General features: G+C 61.0%; 19 protein-coding genes. 8 read left to right on the forward strand and 11 right to left on the reverse strand.

Annotation, left to right across the window (positions count from 1 at the left end):
* Positions 1–143 precede the first annotated feature (143 nt).
* From VCK47_RS08755 to VCK47_RS08765, 3 genes are all read left to right on the forward strand, one after another.
* A complete protein-coding gene (locus tag VCK47_RS08755) occupies positions 144–2,900 on the forward strand; it encodes a VCBS domain-containing protein (RefSeq protein ID WP_322890711.1) in 2,757 nt (918 codons plus the stop codon).
* Positions 2,901–2,921: 21 nt separating this feature from the next.
* Positions 2,922–3,815, forward strand: a complete 894-nt coding sequence (locus tag VCK47_RS08760; RefSeq protein WP_322890712.1) for a hypothetical protein — start codon at positions 2,922–2,924, stop codon at positions 3,813–3,815.
* A gap of 77 nt (positions 3,816–3,892) precedes the next feature.
* A complete protein-coding gene (locus tag VCK47_RS08765) occupies positions 3,893–4,639 on the forward strand; it encodes a SapC family protein (protein ID WP_322890713.1) in 747 nt (248 codons plus the stop codon).
* 67 nt (positions 4,640–4,706) lie between these two features.
* On the opposite strand, the gene VCK47_RS08770 is transcribed toward VCK47_RS08765, so the two are convergent.
* Positions 4,707–5,450, reverse strand: coding sequence for an outer membrane protein (locus tag VCK47_RS08770; protein ID WP_322890714.1), 744 nt, complete (start codon positions 5,448–5,450; stop codon positions 4,707–4,709).
* Positions 5,451–5,799: 349 nt separating this feature from the next.
* On the reverse strand, positions 5,800–6,675 hold the full coding sequence (serB, locus tag VCK47_RS08775; protein WP_322890715.1) for a phosphoserine phosphatase SerB: 876 nt from the start codon (positions 6,673–6,675) through the stop codon (positions 5,800–5,802).
* Between the two features lie 173 nt (positions 6,676–6,848).
* Between serB and VCK47_RS08780 the strand changes: the two genes are divergently transcribed.
* Together VCK47_RS08780 and serA are read left to right on the forward strand one after the other, a co-directional pair.
* Positions 6,849–7,991, forward strand: coding sequence for a phosphoserine transaminase (locus tag VCK47_RS08780; protein WP_322890716.1), 1,143 nt, complete (start codon positions 6,849–6,851; stop codon positions 7,989–7,991).
* 89 nt (positions 7,992–8,080) lie between these two features.
* Positions 8,081–9,673: a phosphoglycerate dehydrogenase gene (gene serA / locus VCK47_RS08785; RefSeq protein ID WP_322890717.1), complete on the forward strand. Its 1,593-nt coding sequence runs from the start codon at positions 8,081–8,083 to the stop codon at positions 9,671–9,673.
* A 77-nt stretch (positions 9,674–9,750) separates the two neighbouring features.
* Here the strand turns inward: serA and VCK47_RS08790 are convergent, their stop codons facing one another.
* Positions 9,751–10,740 carry a tripartite tricarboxylate transporter substrate binding protein gene (locus tag VCK47_RS08790; RefSeq protein ID WP_322890718.1) on the reverse strand — a complete coding sequence of 330 codons (990 nt, stop codon included), beginning with the start codon at positions 10,738–10,740 and terminating at the stop codon, positions 9,751–9,753.
* 120 nt (positions 10,741–10,860) lie between these two features.
* Here VCK47_RS08790 and VCK47_RS08795 point away from each other — a divergent pair, with 120 nt between their 5' ends.
* Positions 10,861–11,346 carry a tripartite tricarboxylate transporter TctB family protein gene (locus VCK47_RS08795; protein WP_322890719.1) on the forward strand — a complete coding sequence of 162 codons (486 nt, stop codon included), beginning with the start codon at positions 10,861–10,863 and terminating at the stop codon, positions 11,344–11,346.
* A gap of 9 nt (positions 11,347–11,355) precedes the next feature.
* Complete coding sequence (locus VCK47_RS08800) at positions 11,356–12,834, forward strand: tripartite tricarboxylate transporter permease (protein WP_322890720.1); 1,479 nt, start codon at positions 11,356–11,358, stop codon at positions 12,832–12,834.
* Positions 12,835–12,887: 53 nt separating this feature from the next.
* Here the strand turns inward: VCK47_RS08800 and VCK47_RS08805 are convergent, their stop codons facing one another.
* From VCK47_RS08805 to VCK47_RS08835, 7 genes are all read right to left on the reverse strand, one after another.
* Complete coding sequence (locus VCK47_RS08805) at positions 12,888–13,562, reverse strand: type 1 glutamine amidotransferase domain-containing protein (protein ID WP_322890721.1); 675 nt, start codon at positions 13,560–13,562, stop codon at positions 12,888–12,890.
* Between the two features lie 153 nt (positions 13,563–13,715).
* Positions 13,716–14,312, reverse strand: a complete 597-nt coding sequence (locus VCK47_RS08810) for an SDR family oxidoreductase (RefSeq protein ID WP_322891263.1) — start codon at positions 14,310–14,312, stop codon at positions 13,716–13,718.
* A gap of 59 nt (positions 14,313–14,371) precedes the next feature.
* Positions 14,372–15,742, reverse strand: a complete 1,371-nt coding sequence (locus VCK47_RS08815) for an NAD-dependent succinate-semialdehyde dehydrogenase (RefSeq protein WP_322890722.1) — start codon at positions 15,740–15,742, stop codon at positions 14,372–14,374.
* 193 nt (positions 15,743–15,935) lie between these two features.
* Positions 15,936–16,406 (reverse strand): cyanase, encoded by a 471-nt coding sequence (gene cynS / locus VCK47_RS08820; protein WP_322890723.1) that lies wholly within the window; start codon positions 16,404–16,406, stop codon positions 15,936–15,938.
* 32 nt (positions 16,407–16,438) lie between these two features.
* Positions 16,439–17,347 carry an ABC transporter ATP-binding protein gene (locus VCK47_RS08825; RefSeq protein ID WP_322890724.1) on the reverse strand — a complete coding sequence of 303 codons (909 nt, stop codon included), beginning with the start codon at positions 17,345–17,347 and terminating at the stop codon, positions 16,439–16,441.
* A gap of 12 nt (positions 17,348–17,359) precedes the next feature.
* A complete protein-coding gene (gene ntrB, locus VCK47_RS08830; protein WP_322890725.1) occupies positions 17,360–18,193 on the reverse strand; it encodes a nitrate ABC transporter permease in 834 nt (277 codons plus the stop codon).
* Positions 18,194–18,196: 3 nt separating this feature from the next.
* Positions 18,197–19,459, reverse strand: coding sequence for a CmpA/NrtA family ABC transporter substrate-binding protein (locus VCK47_RS08835; RefSeq protein WP_322890726.1), 1,263 nt, complete (start codon positions 19,457–19,459; stop codon positions 18,197–18,199).
* Between the two features lie 327 nt (positions 19,460–19,786).
* Between VCK47_RS08835 and VCK47_RS08840 the strand changes: the two genes are divergently transcribed.
* Positions 19,787–21,643, forward strand: a complete 1,857-nt coding sequence (locus VCK47_RS08840; protein WP_322892277.1) for a sigma 54-interacting transcriptional regulator — start codon at positions 19,787–19,789, stop codon at positions 21,641–21,643.
* A 29-nt stretch (positions 21,644–21,672) separates the two neighbouring features.
* On the opposite strand, the gene VCK47_RS08845 is transcribed toward VCK47_RS08840, so the two are convergent.
* Positions 21,673–22,854 (reverse strand): ROK family transcriptional regulator, encoded by a 1,182-nt coding sequence (locus VCK47_RS08845; protein ID WP_322890728.1) that lies wholly within the window; start codon positions 22,852–22,854, stop codon positions 21,673–21,675.
* Between the last annotated feature and the right edge of the window lie 76 nt (positions 22,855–22,930).

Below are 22,930 nucleotides of genomic sequence, written 5' to 3' on the forward strand. Positions count from 1 at the left end.
CAGATGCAAAATGCCGAGGAAACCGCCCTAGGGTCAACAAAGCAATTGCGAGGCGCCTCGCTTGCGTGTTTACCTTAGCCACGCGTTAGACCGACCCTATTTGTTTCTGCCGACCATTTGACGACGATTTTAAGGGATTTGACATGGCAAGCTCTGCTTTCTTCATCCTTGACGGAAGTTCTTTTGCCGAAGGAAGTGCTCCCGACGGCCTCGGGGCGTCGATTTCCGCGGCGGGGACGCTGCTCAATCCGATCAACCGGTCGTTCATCGTCGGCACGAACAGCGCCAATGAAGTCGGCGCGATCATCTTTACAGGTGTCGATTCAGGCGCAGTCGACTTTCCGGCTGACGGCACGTCGCTTGCGCAACTGACTGTCTTCATGGACGCGGGCACTGGTAGCGGCGGTGTCGTTCTGGGCGGATTCGACTTTAACGGCGACGGGTTCGAGGACTTTGCGATCTCTGCGCCCTTGGCAAACGACGGCGACGGCGCGGTCTATATCATCTATGGCAGCGCGACACCGTTGAGCGGGACACTTTCAGTCGCGGACCTCGACGGCACCAACGGGATCATCATCACCGGAATTGACGGAACCGGAGGGTTCGGGACTTCGCTGGCGGCAGTGCAGAATGCGGACGGCGCGGTGCTGTATATCGGCAATGCGGACGCGAATTTTGGCAATGGGGCGGTGGCGGTCGTCAATCTGGCAGGCATCACGGATAGCTTTGTGCTTGATGCTTATGACCTCGACGGCGGCGAGCTATTTGGTGGCTTCGGCTCCTCCATCGCGACAGGGTTTGACCTCGACGATGACGGACTGGCCGATCTCGCTATCGGGTCATCGTCTCTATTCGCGGGCCAGGTCACCGTAACTCTGTCCGGTGGCGGCACGATCACGCTGAGCGGGGGCGAGTTCGGGGGCGGTGTCGGCACGTCAATCTCGGCGGGCGACCTGAACGGCGACGGGATCGACGACCTGATTATTGCCGCGCCCGATGCCAGAGAGGTCTATGTCCTGTTCGGCAAGGATACCCCGTTTGCCACGAACTACGATCTGAGCGCACTCGCGCCTGCAGATGGTGTCACTTTCACGGTCCCAAGCAGCGGGTCAGGCCCCTTCTTTGCCACCAGTGTCGGCGATGTCAGCGGCGACGGGATCGACGATCTGCTAATCGGGTGGGGTTCGGATACTGTCGGCACGGCCTACCTCGTATTTGGCAATGAGAGCAACGCGGCTCTGGCGAATGTCGATGTTGCCACGCTCAACGGCACCAACGGCTTCATTTTCGGCAATATTGATCTGGGCGACTTTGGCGCCTTCACCGGAGGCACCATCGGTGACGCCAACAATGACGGGATCAACGATATCGCGTTCGGGATGCCGGATGCCAACGAAGGCAGCGGGCAGGCGTTTGGCGTGCTGGGCGGGCTTCTGAACCTGCAGGCGCTGGCGGACGACGGTTTTATCGACGTTGGCAATTTTCTGGATGGCACGCCGCCTGAAATCGAATTTGTGCCGACCGATACCAGTGTTACTATCGACGGGATCCGGACAGGGGCGATTGACCTGAGGGTCGACCCTACCGGCCCGGATTTCACTGCGACAGGCACGGTTTCGGTCGTGGACACATCGACGGCAGGTCCGGACAGGTTTGTGGGAATATTCACAGGCACCTATGGATCGATCGAGATATTCGACGTGATCGACGATGATCTTGATAACTGGGTCTACACCATCTCTGGGGCGGGCTTGACCAGTCTGATCCCCTTTGGCGCGGGCGAGACGGTCGTTGACCGGATCATTCTGACGGCAAGCAACGGTCGCCAGACCGCCATCGACATCACCATTATTGGTCGTGACGATCCGGTGGACTATACGATCAACCCTGCACCCGTCATTGACGGCCTGCCCGAAGGCTTTGTCGCCACCGAGGATTTCGCGCGGATCACGGGCAGTTTTGAGGCGGTTGATCCTGACCGCAATCAGGACGTGGACTTCGCAGGACAGACCATCATCGGCAACCTCGGCGGGACGTTCATCGTCGACGCGGATGGCGAGCGATTTGTCTACATTCCCAACCCCGCGCTCGCCCGGCTGGGCAGTGGCGCGCGAACGGAGACGTTTACGCCCGAAGGCACCGATGATCCTTTTGAAGTGACAATTCAGGGCCGCCCCAACGGGTCCGAATACCAGCTTGCAGGGGAAGCCGGACAGGGCGTCATCGTCGAATTCGGGCGCGGAAACCAGATCGTGAACGGCACGGATTTCGGCGACCGGATCGATACGGGCAGCGGCAATGACACCGTGCGGGGTGGCCTAGGCAATGACATCATCATCGACCCGTTCGGCAACGACACGCTGATCGGCGGCGGTGGACGCGACGACATTACGGCGCTGAGCGGAACCAACACCATCGACGCCTCGGCCAGCGGTCCGACCGAGGGCAGCTATCTCAAGGGCGGGGTCGGGCGCGATACGCTGATCGGCGGGGCGGGCAATGATTTCCTTGACGGCGATTTCGCATCGCGTTTGATCGGCGGGTCCGACATTCTGGACGGCGGCGCGGGCGACGATTACCTGCGCGGCGGGCTGGGGGCGGATACGTTCATCTTCCGGCCCGGTTACGGCAATGATGTGATTGCGGATTTCAGGGTCGGTGTGGTCGATGGCGAGTTTGCTGTGATCCAATCATCTCTGGGACGTGATTTCACGGTCGGTCTGGACAGGGTGGCCTTGCTCGGCTTCGCTGATCTGGATGCAACGAATGTGATGGGAAGAGTGTCCGAGATCAACGATCATGCCGTGCTGATCGTCGGCGACGACACCCTGACCTTCCATGGCGTGAGGGCAGCCGATCTGACAGCCGACAGCTTTGTTTTCAATTTCGATTTTGCCTGATACCGGATCGAGGGTTCGACCATGACATTTCCAGCCAAGTTCTTCGGTGCCTGCGCCGCTGCGGCCCTTCTTGCGGCCTGCGGTGGTGGTGGCGGAGGCGGCCCACAGACCGAATTCACGTCTCAGCAGCTTGACAGCAGAGTTCCAGGGGAAAGTGATATTGCAGCCGTCGGACTGCTAGTCGACACGGATGGGAACCCGACCGACACGAGCGTTGCCTTTGGCAAGTTGGACCGTGTGGCGCGGACACTCACCATCGGCAATGTGGTTGTGACCGGCAATCCAAATAACACGGTATGGGACGGCGACGATTATCGGGTAGAGCGTATTCCGGGTTTTCCAAACCGCGCTTTCCTGATTCCAGTCACAATTGCTGACAAGATAACGGCGACGAATCCTGATGGTGGTTACGAGACGCAATACATCATCGGCGTCGTGTCTCGGACTCAGGATTTGCCGACAGGCGGAACGGTCATCTTTGATGGCACGGCACGGATTGGCGGCATACTTGCCGAACCTAGCAGAATAATCGATGCCAACGGCGTGATGACGCTGACCGCAAGGTTTGCCGGTGATCGCGGCGTTGATGTGAACCTGACAGGTCTTTCAACTGGTATATTCAACCGGCTTGAGATTTCGAACCTCGAAATCGTCAACAGCAACGGCAGCGCGACATTTCAGGATTCCTCGGCCACAACGATCCGGTATCTGAACGGCAATACTGTAGTTTCCTCGCCTATCGCTGGCACTGTCGAGCAATTCGTTGATGGTGCGTTTTACGGCGGTTTGCCCAATGTCATCGGCCCGATCGAGGTTGGCGGCGTGTTTACAATCGTCGGCACCGACCAGAATGGCAACACTGTCGGGAACATCTACGGTATCTTCGAAGGTCTGCGTCGTCAGACAACGCCATGATACCGCCCGATTCATCCTTCACCTTCCACCGCTGACACCTGTCAGCTTGAATGCTCCAAGAAAGAGGACCTCGCCTAATGGCCAAACAACTCATGATCTATGAACGCGCCGTGCCGGTTTCCGTCGAAGCCCACAAGGGCTGGTCGGTCAAGACCGACAACACCTTCGGCTTTGCCCGCGGCGTCAACTCTGTTCCTGTGCTGGCCGCCGAATTCGCCCCTGCGGCGATGGAATACACGATCATTTTCGCAGGCGACGGCGATGTGGTGTTCCCTTCGGTGATCCTGGGCATGAAGGAAGGCCAGAACGCCCATATCAAGGACGACGGCACATGGGACGGCCGCTATGTGCCGGCCTTCTTCCGCCGCTATCCGTTCGTCTTTGCCGCGTCCGAGGACAAGGCAACGTTCACTTTGTGCATCGACGAGGAATACGAAGGGCTGAACAAGAAGGACAAGGGCGAGCGTCTGTTCGACGCGGACGGCAACCGCACGCAATATCTGGAAAACGTGCTGGCCTTTTCGACCGAATATCAGGCGCAGTTCACCCGCACACAGGCCTTTGCCAAGCGGTTGAGCGACCTTGACCTTTTGGAGCCAGCGCAGGCGCAGTTCAGCCTTGCGGGCGGCGAGCGGATGCAACTGTCCGGCTTCAAGACCATCAACCGCGACAAGCTGCGCAACCTGCCTGCCGAAACGCTGGCCGAGATGGCGAAAACCGACGAGCTGGAATTGTGCTATCTGCATCTGCAGTCGCTCAACAACCTGACGCCGATGACGCAGCGGATCGCCGCGCGCACCGCGACCACCAGCGACGCGGCTTAAGCCGTTCTTCACAAAGAAAAAGCCCGCGCACTGCGCGGGCTTTTTTGTTGCGGTACTGGCCTGTTGGTCAGAACTTGTAGGACAGACCAAAGCGGACCGAAGACACGCTTGGGGTATAGCCTATGGTGCATTGATCGGTATCACCGGTGGCGCAGAACGGCAGGTCAGCCGAATTGCGCACGGGGGCCTGCACGCTCTCGAATGCGTAATGCTGGAATTCGACGCGCCCGATCCAGTTTTCGCGGAACGCCCATTCAGCCCCGACACCCATTGTCAGACCCAAAAGATCCTCTGTCGAGCGCGCGCAATTGCTGTCGTCGCAGGCCGTTACCGCTGTACTGGTGTTGATCGAATAGGTTTCCATGCTGGTCGTGGCACTGGCGACACCGACCGACATGAAACCAAGCGCGTTGCCCTGCACGTAAGCCGCGCGTCCCTTGAGCGCAAGGATCCCCTCCAGCGCGAGATCATATTGCGTCCCGGTCGTTGCGGCCGAGTTGGAGGAGAAGAATTCGTCGATCCGCAATTCGGATGTATAGTCGATTTCGGCCCCGACGATCAGGTTGCCTTGCAGCGCATAGTTGTACCCCCCCGTCACACCGCCGTGCCCTGCCAGTATCGACAGGTTGGGCGACTGGCTCAGAAAGGAATTGTTCAGGTCGGTGACGACCACATCGTAGATGCTGGCCTCAGCATGCAGACCTGCATAAAACCCTTCCCAGTCCTGCTGAAAATCCTGCGCCGCGACCGCGCCGGCCAATGAGGTTGTCGCAGCCAATAGTGCTGCCGTCATCATCTTGAAATCTGCCATTGAAAGGCTCCCCTGAAGAAACATGCCCGACGGTAACACGCCTGATTCGCGGCACAAAGCGTTTACGCGACCCTGCGTCACCTGAAGCGTGACTATATAGCAAATTTGCCGCGCACCGCAGCGCAAAAACAGAATGCGGGGCGCGCATTGCGACGGCCACATCAGACCCCGAACCGGCGCAGCGACGCAACCATCGCGATCACAAGCAAAGGCAGCCAGAATGCCCAGAGCCCGATCATCCAGTCCAGTCCATCAAGGCCCAAAACAACGCCCGCACCGGACGCTACTGCGACAGAAATCAGTATCAGCCAGCATGGGCCAAGATCGCAGCGACGGCAGAAACGGACTGTCAGGCGACAAAATCCTGCCGTCCATAGCCTTGCAGGTACAGCAGCGCAGTCAAATCGCCGTGGTTGATCCGGATATCGCATTGCGCCTGCACCGCAGGTTTCGCATGCAGCGCCACGCCCGCCCCCGCGCGCGACAACATGCCCAGATCATTGGCCCCGTCTCCCACCGCCAGCACATCAGCCTCGGTGATCCCCAGCCGCGCAGAGATTTCTTCCAGCGCCGCGACCTTGGCGGCCTTGCCCAGAATAGGGCGCGCGACGTCGCCCGTCAGCTTGCCATCCGCGACCAGCAACGTGTTGGCGCGGTTCTCGTCGAACCCCAGGGTGGCCGCGACCTGCGCAGTAAAGGCCGTGAACCCGCCCGACACCAGCGCCGCATAAGCGCCCTGCGCCTTCATGGTCGCCACCAGCACCGCACCGCCCGGCATATAGGTGATCCGGCTGGCCAGCACCTGCGCGATCACCGCCTCCGGCAGATCGCGCAGCAGGCCGACGCGTTCCAGCAGGGCGGCTTCGAAATCCAGCTCGCCGTTCATCGCGCGCGCGGTGATGCCTGCCACATGCGCGCCCACGCCGGCCTCGTCAGCCAGTTCGTCGATGCATTCCTGCTGGATCATCGTGCTGTCCATATCGGCCAGCAGCATCTTTTTGCGGCGGTTTTGGGCTGGCTGGATCACCATGTCGACGCTCTGCGCCTGCAGGTCGGCCCAGATGTCCCAGCGGTTGCCAGGCATGACGGGCACGGCGAATTCGGCAGCCTCGTCAGGGGCCAGCCAGACCGCGTCACCCCCGCCCAGCGCATTGCGCAGGTTGTCGACAAGGGCCGCATCCAGCCCGCGCCGGACGGGGTTCGTCACCAAGGTTACCATGAACATTTGCATCATCCTCTAGGGCGCGGTTTCCGATCGGCGGCAGCGATGTCGCAAAATGCGCGCCAAGCGGCGGTCTAGCCGCATTTTCCGGATTGTGAAAGTGTGCGCCGCCCTCTATCTGCGGCGGTGGGACACCCTTCCCCAACGAAGGGCGATTATCTGAGAGGATACCAGAAATGGTTACGACCAAACCGGCATCGCGGCCGGTCAATCCGCGGTTTTCTTCCGGCCCCTGTGCCAAACCCCCCGTCTGGAAACTGGATGCCTTGCGCGACGCCCCCTTGGGCCGGTCGCACCGTGCCAGCATCGGCAAGGCCAAACTGGCCGAGGCCATCGACCTCACGCGTGACATCCTTGGCGTGCCTGCCGATTACCGCATCGGGATCGTGCCTGCCTCCGACACCGGCGCCTATGAGATGGCGATGTGGTCACTGCTGGGCGAACGCCATGTGGAAATGGTCGCTTGGGAAAGCTTTGGCGCGGGCTGGGTCACCGATGTGATCAAGCAGCTGAAAATCCCCGCCACCGTGCATGAAGCGCCCTATGGCGAAATCGTCGATATGGCGGCGCTGAATTACGACCATGACGTGTGCTTTACATGGAACGGCACCACATCGGGTGTGCGGATGCCGCATGGCGACATGATCCCCGGTGACCGTGCGGGCCTGACGCTCTGTGACGCGACATCCGCCGCATTCGCGCAGGACCTGCCGTGGGACAAGCTCGATGTCACCACCTTCAGCTGGCAAAAGGTGATGGGCGGTGAAGGCGCGCATGGCATGCTGATCCTCAGCCCGCGCGCGGTCGAACGGCTGGAAAGCTACACCCCCGCCTGGCCGCTGCCCAAGATTTTCCGCCTCACCTCGAAGGGCAAGCTGATCGAAGGGATTTTCAAAGGCGAGACGATCAACACCCCCTCCATGCTCGCGGTCGAGGATTACCTTGTCGCGCTGAAATGGGGCCGGTCCATTGGCGGGCTTGATGCGCTGATCCACCGCGCCAATGCCAATGCCCGCGCGATCTGGAATTTCTGCGCCGCACACGACTGGATCGACAATCTGGCCGTCGATCCAGCGACACGGTCGAACACATCGGTCTGCCTGAAGTTCACCGATCCGCGCATCACCGACGGCGAAGCCTTTGCCAAGGCCGTGGCCAAGCGGCTGGAGGCGGAAAACATCGCGCTGGATATCGGGGCTTATCGCGATGCGCCTGCCGGTCTGCGGATCTGGTGCGGGGCGACGGTGGAAACCTCCGATATCGAGGCGATGCTGCCTTGGCTGGAATGGGCATATCAGACCGAGATTTCACACCAATGAACCCGTCCCGGACTTGATCCGGGACCTCCTCCAGAGGCCCCGGATCAGGTCCGGGGCGCGGATACCCCCATTTTCAAGGAGCGCCCATCATGGCACCCAAAGTACTCATCTCCGACGAACTTTCCGAAGCCGCCGTGCAGATCTTCCGCGACCGCGGCGTTGACGTGGATTTCCAGCCGAACCTTGGCAAAGACAAGGAAAAGCTGCTCGAAATCATCGGCAACTATGACGGTCTGGCGATCCGGTCCGCGACCAAGGCGACCGAAAAGATCATCGCCGCTGCCACCAACCTCAAGGTGATCGGTCGTGCCGGTATCGGCGTCGATAACGTCGATATTCCCGCCGCGTCGAAAAAGGGCATCATCGTGATGAACACACCTTTCGGCAATTCGATCACGACCGCCGAACATGCGATTTCCCTGATGATGGCCGTTGCGCGCCAGATCCCCGAGGCGAACGCTTCGACCCATGCCGGCAAATGGGAAAAGTCCCGTTTCATGGGGGTCGAGTTGACCAACAAGACGCTCGGCGTGATCGGCGCGGGCAATATCGGGTCCATCGTGATCGACCGCGCGCTGGGTCTGCGGATGAAGGTTGTGGCCTATGACCCCTTCCTGTCCGAGGATCGCGCCACCGAGATCGGCGTGGAAAAAGTCGAACTCGACGACCTGCTCGCACGGGCCGATTTCATCACCATGCACGTGCCGCTGACCGACCAGACCCGCAACATCCTGTCGCGTGAAAACATCGCCAAGCTGAAAAAAGGCGTGCGCATCGTCAACTGCGCCCGTGGCGGTCTGGTCGATGAAGAAGCCTTGGCCGATGCGCTGAAGGCAGGCCATGTCGCCGGCGCCGCGTTTGACGTGTTCGCCGTGGAACCCGCCACAGACAGCCCACTGTTCAACCTGCCCAATGTTGTCGTCACCCCCCACCTTGGGGCTGCAACCACCGAAGCACAGGAAAACGTGGCCTTGCAGGTCGCCGAACAAATGTCGGATTACCTGCTGACAGGCGCTGTCAGCAACGCGCTGAACATGCCCTCGGTCACGGCCGAAGAAGCCAAGATCATGGGGCCGTGGATCAAATTGTCCGGGCACCTGGGCAATTTCATCGGTCAGATGACGGATGAACCCATCGTCGCGATCAATATCCTGTTCGACGGCTCTGCATCCGAAATGAACCTCAAGGCGCTGACCGCCTCGACCGTCGCGGGCATCATGAAGGCCACAAACCCTGACGTGAACATGGTTTCCGCCCCCGTGATCGCCAAGGAACGCGGCGTGAAAATCTCGACCACCAAGCAGGACCAGTCCGGCGCGTTCGAAGGTTACATCAAGGTCACCGTCGTGACTGAGAGCCGCGAGCGGTCCATCGCGGGCACCGTGTTCAACGATGGCAAGCCACGGTTTATCCAGATCAAGGGCATCAACATCGACGCCGAGGTGGGCGAGAACATGGTCTATACCACCAACAACGACGTGCCGGGCATCATCGGCGTGCTGGGCAGCATCCTTGGGGCGAATGACGTGAACATCGCCAACTTTACCCTTGGCCGCGCCGAAGCAAAAGGCGAGGCGATTGCGCTGCTGTATCTTGACGACCCGCTACCCGCCAAGGCGATTGCCGAGCTGGAAGCGACCGGCAAGTTCAAGCAGGTCAAACCGCTGAAGTTCGAAATCTGAAGATCAGGGGCGTGCGGCAATGCGCGCGCCCCTGACAAGTGTCACAGGCGCCGGATTGCTCCGGCGCCTTTCATGCATCATCCTTCGGCGCGCACGCCGGTGCCGCGTACGACAGGAATCCATGTGTCGCGTTGTTCGGCGTAATAGGCATCGACCTCGGCCGGAGTCTTGGCGGCGGGGACGATTGAGGCAAGTTCCTCCAGACGCGCGCGCATCGCCTCCGACTGGACGATCTCGTTTATCATGGTGTTGAGCGCCATGACGATATCATCCGGCGTGCCCGCAGGTGCGGAAATGGTGTTCCACGTCTGGCTGACGAAACCGGGCAGGCCCGCTTCTTCCATGGTCGGTACGTCGGGCAGCGCGGCCAGCCGCACGGGTGCAGAGACACCCAAAGGCCGCACGGCCCCGCCCTGCACCTGCCCGATGGCCGTCAGTGACGGATCAAAGACAAAGCTCAGGCGTCCGGCGACCAGATCGACCATCGCCTCGGGGCTGCGCGGATAGGGGATGTGGACGACACCGTCCACGCCGATCCTTTGCAGGAACAGCGCGCCGGTGACATGCGTCGTCGTCCCCGCAGGGCCGGACCCATATTGAAACGCCGCCGGATCAGCCTGCAACCGCGCGGTCAGCGCCGCCAGATCGACATCGGGGCTGTCGGCCGGCACGCAGAGCACCATCGGCACTTCGTTAATCATGGCGACACCGCGCAGGGTCGCGGCGATATCCACCGGTAGCGGGTCGAACAGCGCGATATTGTGGACCAGTTGCGACGATGTGCCGACCAGCAGCGTATAGCCATCGGCAGCGGCGTTGCTGACATCCTCGGTCGCGCGCATGCCGGATGCCGTGCCGTTGTTTTCGACAAGGATGGTCTGGCCAAGCACGGGTTCCAGTGCTTCGACAAGGATGCGCGCCACGACATCGGCGTTTCCGCCCCCGCCCTGCGCCACAACCAGCCGGATCGGTCCGGCAGAGGGCCATTGATCGGCACGGGCCGCCCGCGGCAGCAGTGACAAAAAAGGTGCGGCAAGAGCCGATCCCAAAAGCGCGCGTCGTTTCATTGTCGGTAACTCCCGAAAAATTTGCTGATGATGGCTGTTTTGGCTGACCATGGACTGGCGGCTGCGGGACAAAATGGTTACATGACAAAAAAAGTCAAGATTAGCATTTGGCCCGAGATGATGGCAAAACTCAACACCGCGCAGGCAATGCTGCGCGCCCTGCCCGGACTGGCGATCTGCGCTATGGGGTTTGGGATCAGCTTTGCTGCCCAAGGCCAACCTGCATGGTTCGGCAATGATGTGGGGCCCGGGCTGATGGCCCGCTTGCTGGGAACGGGTGTGATGGGGCTGGGCGCGATCTGGGCGGCGTGGTGCGTGTTGCGTCCGGCGGCGCGCCAGTCCGCTGGCTGCGGCGATACGTCGCTTGCCGCAGCCAACTGGGCGAGCGGGCCAGCATTGCTGGGCGCGGTGCTGGTCTTTGCCCTGTGCCTGCCCGCCCTTGGGCTGGTGATCTCGGCAGGGATGGCAGCGACGCTTGCGGCTATCGGCGCGGGCGAACGCAATCCGGTCGCCCTGACCATCACGGTGGTTGGCCTGACAGCGCTGACGGCGGGTATCGGGCTAGTGTTCCTGCCACCGACAGCACCGCTTTGGCCCGCGATATAGGACGCTGACATGGATCTTGGCGCATGGGCACAAGGCTTTGCCGTTGCTCTGACAGGACAGAACCTGCTGTTGTGCTTTACGGGAGCCGTGCTTGGCACGCTGGTCGGTGTCCTGCCCGGAATCGGCCCTGCGGCGACGCTGGCGCTTTTGCTGCCGCTGACCTTTGCGCTGGACCCGACAGGGGCGATCATCATGATGGCCGCGATCTATTACGGCGCGCAATACGGCGGGTCGACGACATCGATCCTGTTGAACGTGCCGGGCGAATGTTCCGGCGTGGTCACCGCGCTCGACGGTCACAAGATGGCGCTGGCTGGACGCGCGGGACCGGCGATTGCCATCGCGGCACTGGCGTCGCTGTTTGCGGGGCTGGCGACGGCCGTGATGGTCGCGACTGTCGCAGCACCGCTTTCCACTATGACCACGGCCATAGCCCCTGCCGGACTGGTCGGGCTGATCGCGCTTGGCCTTTTTGCGGCGGCTGTGATCTCGCCGGGGCCTGTGCTGCCTGCGCTGGCGCTAATCCTGATCGGTGCAGGGCTGGGGCTTGTGGGAACCGATCTGGCAGGCGGCATGCCGCGTTTCACCTTCGGCATCCCCGAACTGCGCGACGGCATCGGTTTTGTCCCGCTGGTGATGGGACTGTTCGGTCTGGCCGAGCTCATCCGCGCGCTGGAGACAGGAGGCAGGCCAGAGCGCATCCGGCTGGTGCGCTGGCCATGGCCCACGCGCGCCGATCTGCGGGCTGGCTGGGTGCCTACGCTGCGCGGCACGGCGATAGGTTCGGTGCTGGGGGTTATTCCGGGGGCGACGACCCTGCTTGCGGCATTGGCGGCACGCGGGGTTGAAAACGGGTTTCGCACCAAGGACCAGCCTTTGGGCAGCGGCGCTGTGGCCGGTGTGGCCGCGCCAGAGGCGGCCAACAACGCCGCCGCCCAGTCGGCGCTGGTTCCGTTGCTGACATTGGGTCTGCCCGGCAGTCCGGTGATGGCGGTTCTGGCAGGCGCGCTGATGATCCACGCCATCGTGCCCGGCCCCGGTTTCATCGCGCAGAACCCCGACCTTTTCACGGCTTTGATGGCCAGCCTGATCGTTGGCAACATTATTCTGGTGGTGCTGAACCTGCCGCTTGCGGGCGTCTGGGCATCGCTTTTGCGGATACCGTTCCGGCGGTTGGTACCGATGATTATCGTGATCAGCCTGATCGGGGTGCATTCGGTGCAGAATTCCCTGTTCGATGTCTGGCTGATGCTGGGCTTTGGTGTTTTCGGGTGGGTGCTGCTGCGGCTCGGGCTTGAACCGACGCCGCTTGTTCTGGGCTTCATCCTTGGGCCCGCCTTCGAGGAATACCTACGCCGGACGCTGCTGTTTTCGCGTGGTGACGCCACTGTGCTGCTCACCGATCCGGTCAGCGCGGTTTGCTTGTCCCTGATCGCCGCGGCCACTGTCTGGAAGGTCGGCAGGCTGGTCGGTTCTGTCCGGTCCTGATCGGGCTGGCGCAGCGGATATCACCACCGCGCCAACCCGGCAGGGTTCAGCCGTCAGACGAGGGCGAGCAAACGGCGCGCCGCCTCTTCCGAGGAGGCAGGGTTCTGGCCAGTCACCAGTTTGCCATCGGTCACGACGAAAGATGCCCAGTCGGCCCCTTTTTCATACTTGCCGCCGTTGGCCTGCAACATGTCCTCGACCAGAAACGGCACGATCTCGGTCAGGCCGGCGGCGTCTTCCTCGGTGTTGGTAAAGCCGGTCACGGTCTTGCCGGACACCAGCGGCTGGCCGTCCGCGCCTTTGGGGTGCTTGAACACAGCAGGCGCGTGGCAGACCGCACCGATAGGGAGATCATGGGCTGCAAAGGTCTCGATCAGCTTGATGCTGGCGGCATCATCGGCCAGATCCCACAGCGGGCCATGGCCACCGGGATAGAAAATCGCGTCAAAACCATCGGCTGCGACACCTGACAGAACCACTGTCTGCGCCAGCGCGTCCTGCGCTGCCGTATCGTTCTTGAAACGTGTGGTCGCCTCGGTCTGCGCATCTTCGGTGTCGCTGGCTGGGTCCAGCGGCGGCTGACCACCTTTGGGCGAGGCGATCGTGATCTCGGCACCTGCGTCCTTGAAAACGTAATAGGGTGCCGCGAATTCCTCGAGCCAGAAGCCCGTGGGCTTGCCGGTATCGCCAAGTTTGTCGTGCGACGTCACTACCATAAGAATTTTCATATCAATGTGGCCTTTCTTCTTGCCTGTTTTCGGGGCTTTTGCGCCCCCGTTTCAACCGACGCGAAAAGAGGATGCGTGTCTGCGCACCCCCGTTTCTTTCGTCGTGTCATCTGGTTGGTCAGAACCGCCTTGCCGCCCGCGCCGGGCGAGCGGTCAGGCCGATTGCATATCCTGCGATTTGCCGTCGTGCCGGCCCGTAACAGCGGCTTCTGCCAGTACATACGCCACATCCGCCCGCGCAGCGGTTGCCGATTTGTCCACGGCTGCCCCAAGGATCACATCGGTGCCGCGCGCGTCGTCGGTCAGCGCCACAGGGCGCAGGATCGCATAGGTCAGGCCCGACGCCTTGAGATGTTCGTCAGCGTCATGCTTGGCCTTGAGATAATGCGCGATGTCGCCCGCAGCGTCCGGCTGGTCCGCCCCGACTGAACTGAGCATCACGAACCGCGCAACACCCGCATCGTGGGCAAGGTCGATCAGGCGCTTTGCGCCGTCCCGGTCAACCTTGTCGGTCATGTCCGGTCCTGTCGATCCGCCTGACCCCGCCGCGAAAACGACGACCTGCATCCCGTCACAAACGCCGTTCCGCAGGTCGGTCAGATCGCCGTGCCGCGTATCGACACCTTCGGGCAGTGCGGATGTATCAGAGCTTTCGCGCACCAGCGCTGTGGGCTTGTGGCCGCGGTCAAGAAGGTCCTGCACAAGATGCAGGCCGGTTTTGCCGGTGGCACCGGCAACGAGGATAGTCATAGTCATTTCAGCATTCCTTTGTCATTCAGACTTTGGGGGCAGCGGCGCGTTTACAAGGGTCACGGCAGGAAGATCGCCTTCACATTCACGAATTCCTTCATGCCAAAGCCGCCGTGTTCGCGCCCGTAACCTGAATCCTTCACACCGCCGAAGGGCATGTTCGGATCGGCCGCGCCGAACGAATTGATCCGCACCATCCCCGTGTCGAAGTGGTCGCGCGCCAGTGCGATGGCGCGGTCTTCGTCCTGCGAAAAGATACCGCCACCCAGCCCATAGCGGCTGTCGTTGGCGATGCGCATTGCATCCGCATCATCCTTGGCGCGGATCACTGCGGCAACGGGGCCAAAGATCTCGTCATCATAGGCGGGCATGCCGGGGGCAAGATCGGCCAGCACGGTGGCGGGATAATAGGCTCCCGCACCATCCGGCACATCGCCGCCACACAGAAGAGTGGCACCTTTCGCGACGCTTTTTTCGACCTGTTCCTTGACAGTATCGCGCTGCGCGATGCTCGACAGCGGGCCAAGCTGGGTTGCCTCATCGGTGGGGTCACCCATCACGATGGCCTTCATCTGCGCCACATAGGCATCGACGAAGGCGTCATAGACCTTGTCGGTGACGATGAACCGCTTGGCCGACACACAGGTCTGGCCGTTGTTGTAAAGCCGCCCCATGACCGAGAATTTCACCGCCGTCTCGATATCGGCATCCTCCAGCACAAGATAGGCATCGTTCGAGCCAAGTTCGAGCACGGTCTTTTTCAGCGCCTTGGCCGCCGTCGCACCAACATGCCGACCCGCGTCATCGCTGCCCGTCATGGTGACAGCACGGACCTTGGGATGCGCTATCAGCTTGTCGCTGGTATCATGGTCGATGATAATGACCTGAAACAGGTCGCGCGGCAGGCCCGCTTCGATGCACAATTCGCGCAGACGCAGGCCGGACCCCGTGCAGATGCTGGCATGTTTGAGCACACAGCCGTTCCCTGCCATCAGATTTGCCGCCAGCACGCGGATCGGCTGGTAAAGCGGAAAATTCCACGGCTGGATCGAATAGATCACGCCCAAAGGCTGGTAGGTGACGATCCCGCGTTTCTGGTCGGGACCATGGTTGCGTTCTTCATCGGCCAGGACATCGGGGCCGTGTTTGGCTGTGTAGTCGCAGATTGCCGCACAGAGTTCGACCTCGGTCAGGCCGTCCTTGAACAGCTTGCCCGTCTCGCGTGTCATCAGTGCTGCAAGCTCGTCGGCATGTGCGCGCAGCGTTTCGGCCAGCGTCGTCAGATAGGCCGCGCGGTCCTCGTGGCTGACGCCGCGCCAGTCGAGAAAGGCTGTGTGGCAGGCATCAACGCAGGCCATCGCCTCGTCTTCGGTCATGAGGTCGTAGGTCTTGATTTCTTCGTCGGTCGCTGGATTGACTGTGGTAAACATCGTCTTTCGTCCTCCGTTCGGGGTTTGAACAGAAAACGCGACGGGCCGTGGTTCGTTCCTTGCTGCGACAGGACAGCGCGGACCGTGGACGCCTAACGCTGGGTAAAAATACCTGCTTCCGGACGGGATAACCAACCATCCCGTCCGGCGCGGATCAATTCTTCAGGCACAGAATTGCCGGATTATCGCAGGCCTACCAGTTGGCATAGGAAAGGAATTTGCCCGACATCTCGACCTTGACGCGGTCACCTTTGGGGCTGGGGACGCGGCTGATCACCATGTCGAAGTCGATGGCGGACATGATGCCGTTGCCGAATTCTTCCTGAATCAGCGCCTTCATCGTCGGCCCATAAACGCCGACAATTTCATACAGCCGATAGATGCACGGGTCGGTCGGCACCGCCTGTTCCCAGATCTTGGTGGGGAATTCTTCCAGCACCTCCTGCGCCTCGGCGGGCAGGTCCAGAAAGGCGACAAGGGCTGCGGCCTTGTCGGCGGGCATGGCGTTCATGCCCATGCAGGCGGAATGGGTGAACACGGGCGACAGGCCGATCCCTTGGGCGATCGCCTCCCAAGTGATCTTTTTGCGCTTTTTTGCAAGCAGGATCAGGCTGGTCACATCTTCCTTGGTCAGCATGTCGGCTGCGGTCATCAGGTCTTTCATCGTGCTTTTCCTTCTATTGAAATCTGGCTGGTTCAGCCGCCCACCGCCTGAAGACGGGTCGGGCCGGGCTTTGGGTCTGCGTCGGGGGCAGGCTGGGTCATGTCGATCCGCACGGATGCAGGGCTTTGGGTGGCACCGTCAGACTGGCGTCCGGCGAGTTCCTTGGATCTTTTCCCAAGAAATTGCACCAGATGGTTGCGGATCGCGTAGTAGTTCGGATGGTTCACGATATCGGTGCGCACCCGTGGGCGGGGGATGGTGATTTCCACCGATTCCGCCACACGCGCAAAAGGACCGTTCGTCATCAGCAGGATACGGTCGGCCAGCAGGATCGCCTCGTCGATGTCATGGGTGATCATGAACACGGTCTGTTCGGTCTGGCTCCAGACTTTCAGCAGCTCTTCCTGAATGGTGCCGCGCGTCAGGGCGTCCAGCGCGCCAAAGGGTTCATCCAGCAGCAGCAGCTTGGGCTGGTTGGCAAAGGCGCGTGCGATGGACACGCGCTGGCGCATACCGCCCGACAGCTGGCTGGGCTTGCGGTGGATCACGTCGCCTTCCAGCCCGACCATGGCAAGATAGCGGGTGGCGTGGTCCACGACCTTGTCCTGCGGCCAGTCGCGATACCGCGCCTTGACACCGAAGGTCACGTTTTTCAGCGCCGACAGCCACGGCAGCAGCGAATAGTTCTGGAACACCACACCACGGTCAAGACTGGGGCCTGCGACTTCGAACCCGTCCATCTTGACCACACCGGATGTCGGTTCTGCCAGACCCGCCAGCACGTTCATGATCGTGGACTTGCCGCAACCCGAATGGCCAAGGATGCAGACGAATTCGCCCTTGTCGATGCCAAAGCTTGCGTTTTCAAAGACGGTCAGCGTGCCGCCCGCGCCATCGGGAAAGGTTTGGGTCAGCCGTTCGATGCTCAGGAAATGTTTCATGCTAACGGCCTTTCATTCGGCATAGGTGACGGCGCGTTGCAGCGTCGCAAAGAAGGCATCCAGCAACATGCCCACGAAACCGATCATCAGGATCGAGAAGATGACCGAGGTCAGATCGAGGTTGTTCCATTCGTTCCAAACGTAGTAGCCAATGCCTGTCCCCCCCACGAGCATCTCGGCCGCGACGATGACCAGCCATGCGATGCCGATGGAAATTCGCATACCTGTCAGGATGGTGGGTGCTGCGGCAGGCAGGATCACGGTGAAGGCGGTGCGCAGGGCACCCAGTTCATGCGTGCGCGCGACATTGACCCAGTCCTGCCGGACCCCGGCCACGCCAAAGGCCGTATTCAGCAGCATCGGCCAGATCGAACAGATAAAGATCACAAAAACCGCGCTGGCATTGGCATCCTGGATAATGAACAGCGCGAGCGGCATCCACGCCAGCGGCGAAATCGGGCGCAGCACCTGAATGAACGGGTTGAGCGCCTTGTAAGCCACCGGCGACATGCCGATCAGAAAACCCAAGGGTAGCGCGACCAGCACAGCCAGCCCGAACCCCGACAGCACACGGCCAATCGAATAGGCCAGCTGTATACCGATCCCCTTGTCGTTGGGACCGGCATCGTAGAACGGGTCGCTTAGCTGTTCCCATGCCTTGGCGAACACATCGCTGGGTGGCGGGACAGCCGCGCGTTGCTGGCCGACCCCCATCAGGATGTCATATTCGGTCAGGGCCTCGCCCAGGACCTGCCGCGTGACCGACGCCTCCCACGCGCCGAGAAAGACTACCAGCAACACGGTGGACAGGATCGCGGCGCGCGCGTTCAGGGACAGGGTCTTCATCCATCAACCCCGCTTGATCGCGAAGCTGTCGACGTAAGCCTCGGGCTGGTCGGGATCAAAGGTCTTGCCCATGATCATGTGTGATTTGTAATCCACCTCGGGCGCGTCATAGCCCAGATCGGTCATCACCTTGCGCGCATCAGAGGCCAGATAGACCTGTTCGGCAATCGCCTTGTAATCGACATCGCCCTCGATATAGCCCCAGCGCTTCATCTGGGTCAGAATCCAGACGCCCATCGACTGCCACGGGAACGGATCGAAATCGATCCGGTCGGGCACGCGCTGCACATTGCCCAGACCATCGGCATAAGTGCCGGTCAGCACCTGCTGGATCACTTCGACCGGCTGGTTGAGGTAGTTTGTCGGCGCGATCGCCGCCGAAATCTCGACCCGGTTGTCGGGGTTCGATGCATATTGCGTGGCGTCAATGATAGACTTCAGCAGCGCGCCATAGGTGTTGGGCATGTCGATGGCAAACTGGCGCGGCGCGGCAAAGGCGCAGCATGGATGGCCGTCCCAGATGTCCTTGGTCAGCATATGGATGAAACCGATGCCTTCCCATACGGCACGCTGGTTGAACGGGTCAGGCGACAGATAGCCGTCAAGGTTGCCCGCCCGCAGGTTGGCGACCATTTCCGGCGGCGGCACCACGCGGATCTGGATATCCTGATCGGGGTCCAGCCCGTGTTCGGCCACGTAATAGCGCAGCAGGAAGTTGTGCATCGAATATTCGAAGGGCACGCCAAAGGTCATGCCTTTCCACTGCTGCGGATCGCGCTTGTCCAGATGTTCGTTGGACAGCACGATGGCCTGTCCGTTGATGTTTTCGACCGCTGGCATGATGTAAGGCGTCGGCGTGGACCCAGCGCCCAGCGTCATCGCCAAAGGCATAGGCGTCAGCATGTGGCTGGCATCATATTCGCCCGACAGTGACATGTCGCGCGCCACGGCCCAGCCTGCGGTTTTCACGACTTCGACGTTCAGGCCATAGCGGGCGTAGAACCCCATCGGTTCAGCCATGATGATCGGGGTGGCACAGGTGATGGCAACGAAACCCACCCGCAGATCTGGCTTTTCGGGGGGGCCGAGTTCGTCGAGGATCATCGCCTTGGCCTGATCCATCGGGAACACCGAGGCGAGTGCCGCGGCGAAAGCCCCGCCGCCCAGCATGCCCATCATCGACCGGCGGCTGATGTCGTTATGTCCGAAAACCGAACGCACAATCGCGCTTTCAACCGCGCGTTCCAGCATGGCATCGCTGGTCATCGGTGCTTCAATCGCGGCCTTCGCATCCGCCGCGCAGGTGTCACATCCGCATCCCGCGCCGTGTCTCAAATCGGTCTTGTGGGAAAACGGGTTTCCAAGGCTTTTATTCGTCATGGTGTCCCTCTTTGTCTAAAATCGTATCGTCTTGAGACAACGATACCGATGCTGCCGCGCAGCGATAATGCACGCGGCTGAAATTCCACATTTCATAAAATATAATTAAATCAGTATCTTGATTAACGAACTAACCCGAAACGGTTACGAAAATTCGTAAATTACGAAATATCGTATTGCCATCGACGCATCCGCTCCTGCAGTGTCGCGGATATGGATATACCCGTGCTGACGCTTGATTCTATGCTTGAGGCTGTGCCGCATGCCGCCTTGGTGCTGGACACCGAACGCGACGTTGTGGTCGCGGCCAACCAGCTTGCCGCGCGCTTGTTCGCACGGACCCACCACCCCAGCTTTCGCTTTGCGCCGCATATCGCCGCCAATTTCGCAGGCTTTGTCGTGTTTCTGGACGAGGTGGCGCATCGCGGCCGCGCATGGCGGCGGGATATCCCGTTGCAGGACAGCGACCTGCTGCCGCTGTCCTGCGAACTGCGGGGCACGCTGATCGGTCAGGGGGCGCATATGGTGATGCTGACCCTGATCGACCTGAACGAGATGTCCCGCCACGACCAGATCGCCGAGGCCGGCGAGGTGCAGCGCCTTGGCCTGTTGGAATGGCAACGCGCGCAGGCGTTTTTCAGCGAACTCGAACGCCAGAACCAACTGATCCTGAATGCCGCGGGCGAAGGCATCTATGGCGTCAATGCCGATGGCAAGACCACCTTCGTGAACCGCGCCGCCCGCGAAATGCTGGGCTGGAGCGCGCAAGACCTGCTGGGCCGCGATATCCATTCGATGATCCACCACCATCATCTGAGCGGTGAAATCTATCCCGCCCATGATTGCCCGATCTACCAGTCGTTCCGCTATGAACAGGTCAACCGGATCGAGGATGAAGTGTTTTGGCGCAAAGACGGCAAGCCGATCCGCGTCGAATATGTCTCGACCCCGATCTATGACCAGAACGTGCTGGCGGGGGCGGTGGTGATCTTTCGCGACATCACCGAACGCAAGGAAAACGAAAGCAAGCTGCGCAACGCGATGGAACAGGTGCAGGCCCTGCGCGAACAGCTGGAACAGGAAAACGCCTATCTGCAGGAAACCATCGCCACCGAACGGGCGCATCATGAAATCATCGGCAGCTCGCCCGCTATTCTGCAACTGCTCTCCAAGATCGACCTTGTCGCGCGGACCGAAGCCTCGGTGCTGATCTCGGGCGAGGCGGGCACTGGAAAGGCGCTTGTCGCCTCTGCCATCCACAAGGGCAGCGCGCGGCGCAGGCGGTCGCTGATCCATTTCAAATGCAGCGCAATCACCACCGACGCGATCGAGGCGGAACTGTTCGGCCAGATGCGCGGTGCCTTTCCGGGGGCGTTGCGGGACAAGCCGGGGGTGCTGGAACTGGCACATAACGGCACGCTGTTTCTGGATGATGTGGATGAATTGCCGCTGAACCTGCAAGGGCGGCTGTTGCATGCTTTGCAGGAACGCACGGTCACGCGATTGGGCGACACCCGCGCGCGCGAAACCGATCTGCGCGTCATCGCCGCCAGCCGCCGCAATCTGGAAACACTGGCCCGACGGGGCCGGTTTCGCGAGGAACTGCTGATGTTCCTCAACGTGTTTCCGATCACCTGCCTGCCCCTGCGCGACCGGCGCGAGGATATCCCCGCCCTTGCCACACATTTCCTGAAACTGTCCTGCAAAAGGCTGAACATCAAACTGCCGATGATATCCAAGCTCTCGATGGACAAGCTGGTCGCTTATGACTGGCCCGGCAATGTGCGCGAATTGCAGAACGTGATGGACCGCGGCAGCATCATTTCGACTGGCGGTAAGTTGCAGATCGACCTTGCCATCGCCCCTCCGCAGGGTGCGACTGCGGAACTGACCGTCCTGTCAGAGGCGCAGATGGAAACCGCGCAGCGCAACAACCTGATTTCAGCCCTGCGACGCACCGGCGGCAAGGTTGCTGGCGAAGACGGGGCGGCGCAGTTGTTGGGCATCCAGCCCACCACCATGTATTCGCGGATCAAGAAAATGCAGATCAGCGCCGATGAATGGCGCTAGTCAGGTCACGCGAAGGACCAGTACCGCCGTCAATTGCTGTTCAGCAAGAACTGCGACAGGACAGGGCTGCAGGCAGCCCCCAAGGCGCGCGCGTCACTGCCGATGCTGCCACTTTCGATCACTGGCAGGATCAGACCGCGCGTATCTTCCATCTCGATGGCGCGGCGGACCTTCCTGACCAGTTCTTCGCGGATCACTGGCGGAAAGGCCCCGTCGATGACGATAGCCTCGAAATCGATGACCGCGCAGGTGGACAGGCTCGCCTTTGCCAGCTCCCGCGCGGTCTGGTCCAACCATGGCGTTACATGGTCGGCCAGATCGGTCCAGCTTTGCGGATCGTTCCACAGCGCGACAGGATTGTGCCCCGCCTGCCGCAAACGGGCCTCCAGCGTGTGGATCGACGCTGTGTCGACCAGTTGGCGGCTTTCGCCGTTCGGCCCGACGCTGCGCAAGGACCCCAGCGCACCCGCATTGCCCAGCCGCCCTTCGTAGACCGAATTGTTCAGCACGATGCCGCCGCCGACAAAGGCGCCGACGAAGAAATAGGCATAGTCGCGAAACTGCTTGCCGCGCCCGTAAAGATGTTCGGCCTGACAGCCCGCCGTCGCATCATTGATGACAAAGACAGGCAGGTCGGTAAACCGCGCCATCTCCGTGGTGAAATCGATGTTCTTCCAGGATTGGAACTCTGCCGCGTTTGGCCCTGTCAGGTCGTGCCAGTTCCACAGGTCGAACGGAGCCGCGATGCCGATGCCACATATCCGCGCCAATTCAGCATCGCTGAGGTCGCGGGCCGCAGCGGCGAGCCCTGCCTGCACAAAGCCGAACACTTCTCGCGGCAGCGGATGGGTATAGGTCACCTGACGGTGCAGCCGGATACCGCCGGTGAAATCTGTCAGCAGGAAATTTGCGGACCGCCGACCGATCTTGATTCCGATGGAATAGACGCCATCCTTGTCGAGCATCATGGGAATGGACGGTTTGCCGACTTTGCCCCGCAAGGGTTTGCCACGGGTCAACAGCCCGTCCGATTCCAGTTTGCGCAGAATCGCCGAAATCGTCGGCGGCGACAGGTTCGACAGGCGCGCAAGGTCCGGTGCAGGCAATGATCCGTGCCGCTGCAGCAAGGACAGCAGCAGCCGCTCGTTATGATCGCGGACACCTTTCTGGCTCAGCCCTGCGCTGAGCGATCTGACCAAACCGTCCTCCATGCGACATACCCCCACCCGTCATTCCGGCTCTACTTAGCGCCCTTCGATAAATTAATAAAGTTAATTAATAAATTGA

This window comes from Yoonia sp. 72 (genome assembly GCF_034652275.1).
Taxonomy (GTDB): Bacteria; Pseudomonadota; Alphaproteobacteria; order Rhodobacterales; family Rhodobacteraceae; genus Yoonia.

Bases quoted from the DNA above. Each gene is read 5' to 3' on its own strand.
- VCK47_RS08755 (WP_322890711.1), top strand. From the start codon at position 144: ATGGCAAGCTCTGCTTTCTTCATCCTTGACGGAAGTTCTTTTGCCGAA.
- VCK47_RS08760 (WP_322890712.1), top strand. From the start codon at position 2,922: ATGACATTTCCAGCCAAGTTCTTCGGTGCCTGCGCCGCTGCGGCCCTT.
- VCK47_RS08765 (WP_322890713.1), top strand. From the start codon at position 3,893: ATGGCCAAACAACTCATGATCTATGAACGCGCCGTGCCGGTTTCCGTC.
- VCK47_RS08770 (WP_322890714.1), bottom strand. From the start codon at position 5,450: ATGGCAGATTTCAAGATGATGACGGCAGCACTATTGGCTGCGACAACC.
- serB (WP_322890715.1), bottom strand. From the start codon at position 6,675: ATGTTCATGGTAACCTTGGTGACGAACCCCGTCCGGCGCGGGCTGGAT.
- VCK47_RS08780 (WP_322890716.1), top strand. From the start codon at position 6,849: ATGGTTACGACCAAACCGGCATCGCGGCCGGTCAATCCGCGGTTTTCT.
- serA (WP_322890717.1), top strand. From the start codon at position 8,081: ATGGCACCCAAAGTACTCATCTCCGACGAACTTTCCGAAGCCGCCGTG.
- VCK47_RS08790 (WP_322890718.1), bottom strand. From the start codon at position 10,740: ATGAAACGACGCGCGCTTTTGGGATCGGCTCTTGCCGCACCTTTTTTG.
- VCK47_RS08795 (WP_322890719.1), top strand. From the start codon at position 10,861: ATGGCAAAACTCAACACCGCGCAGGCAATGCTGCGCGCCCTGCCCGGA.
- VCK47_RS08800 (WP_322890720.1), top strand. From the start codon at position 11,356: ATGGATCTTGGCGCATGGGCACAAGGCTTTGCCGTTGCTCTGACAGGA.
- VCK47_RS08805 (WP_322890721.1), bottom strand. From the start codon at position 13,562: ATGAAAATTCTTATGGTAGTGACGTCGCACGACAAACTTGGCGATACC.
- VCK47_RS08810 (WP_322891263.1), bottom strand. From the start codon at position 14,312: ATGACTATCCTCGTTGCCGGTGCCACCGGCAAAACCGGCCTGCATCTT.
- VCK47_RS08815 (WP_322890722.1), bottom strand. From the start codon at position 15,742: ATGTTTACCACAGTCAATCCAGCGACCGACGAAGAAATCAAGACCTAC.
- cynS (WP_322890723.1), bottom strand. From the start codon at position 16,406: ATGAAAGACCTGATGACCGCAGCCGACATGCTGACCAAGGAAGATGTG.
- VCK47_RS08825 (WP_322890724.1), bottom strand. From the start codon at position 17,347: ATGAAACATTTCCTGAGCATCGAACGGCTGACCCAAACCTTTCCCGAT.
- ntrB (WP_322890725.1), bottom strand. From the start codon at position 18,193: ATGAAGACCCTGTCCCTGAACGCGCGCGCCGCGATCCTGTCCACCGTG.
- VCK47_RS08835 (WP_322890726.1), bottom strand. From the start codon at position 19,459: ATGACCAGCGATGCCATGCTGGAACGCGCGGTTGAAAGCGCGATTGTG.
- VCK47_RS08840 (WP_322892277.1), top strand. From the start codon at position 19,787: ATGGATATACCCGTGCTGACGCTTGATTCTATGCTTGAGGCTGTGCCG.
- VCK47_RS08845 (WP_322890728.1), bottom strand. From the start codon at position 22,854: ATGGAGGACGGTTTGGTCAGATCGCTCAGCGCAGGGCTGAGCCAGAAA.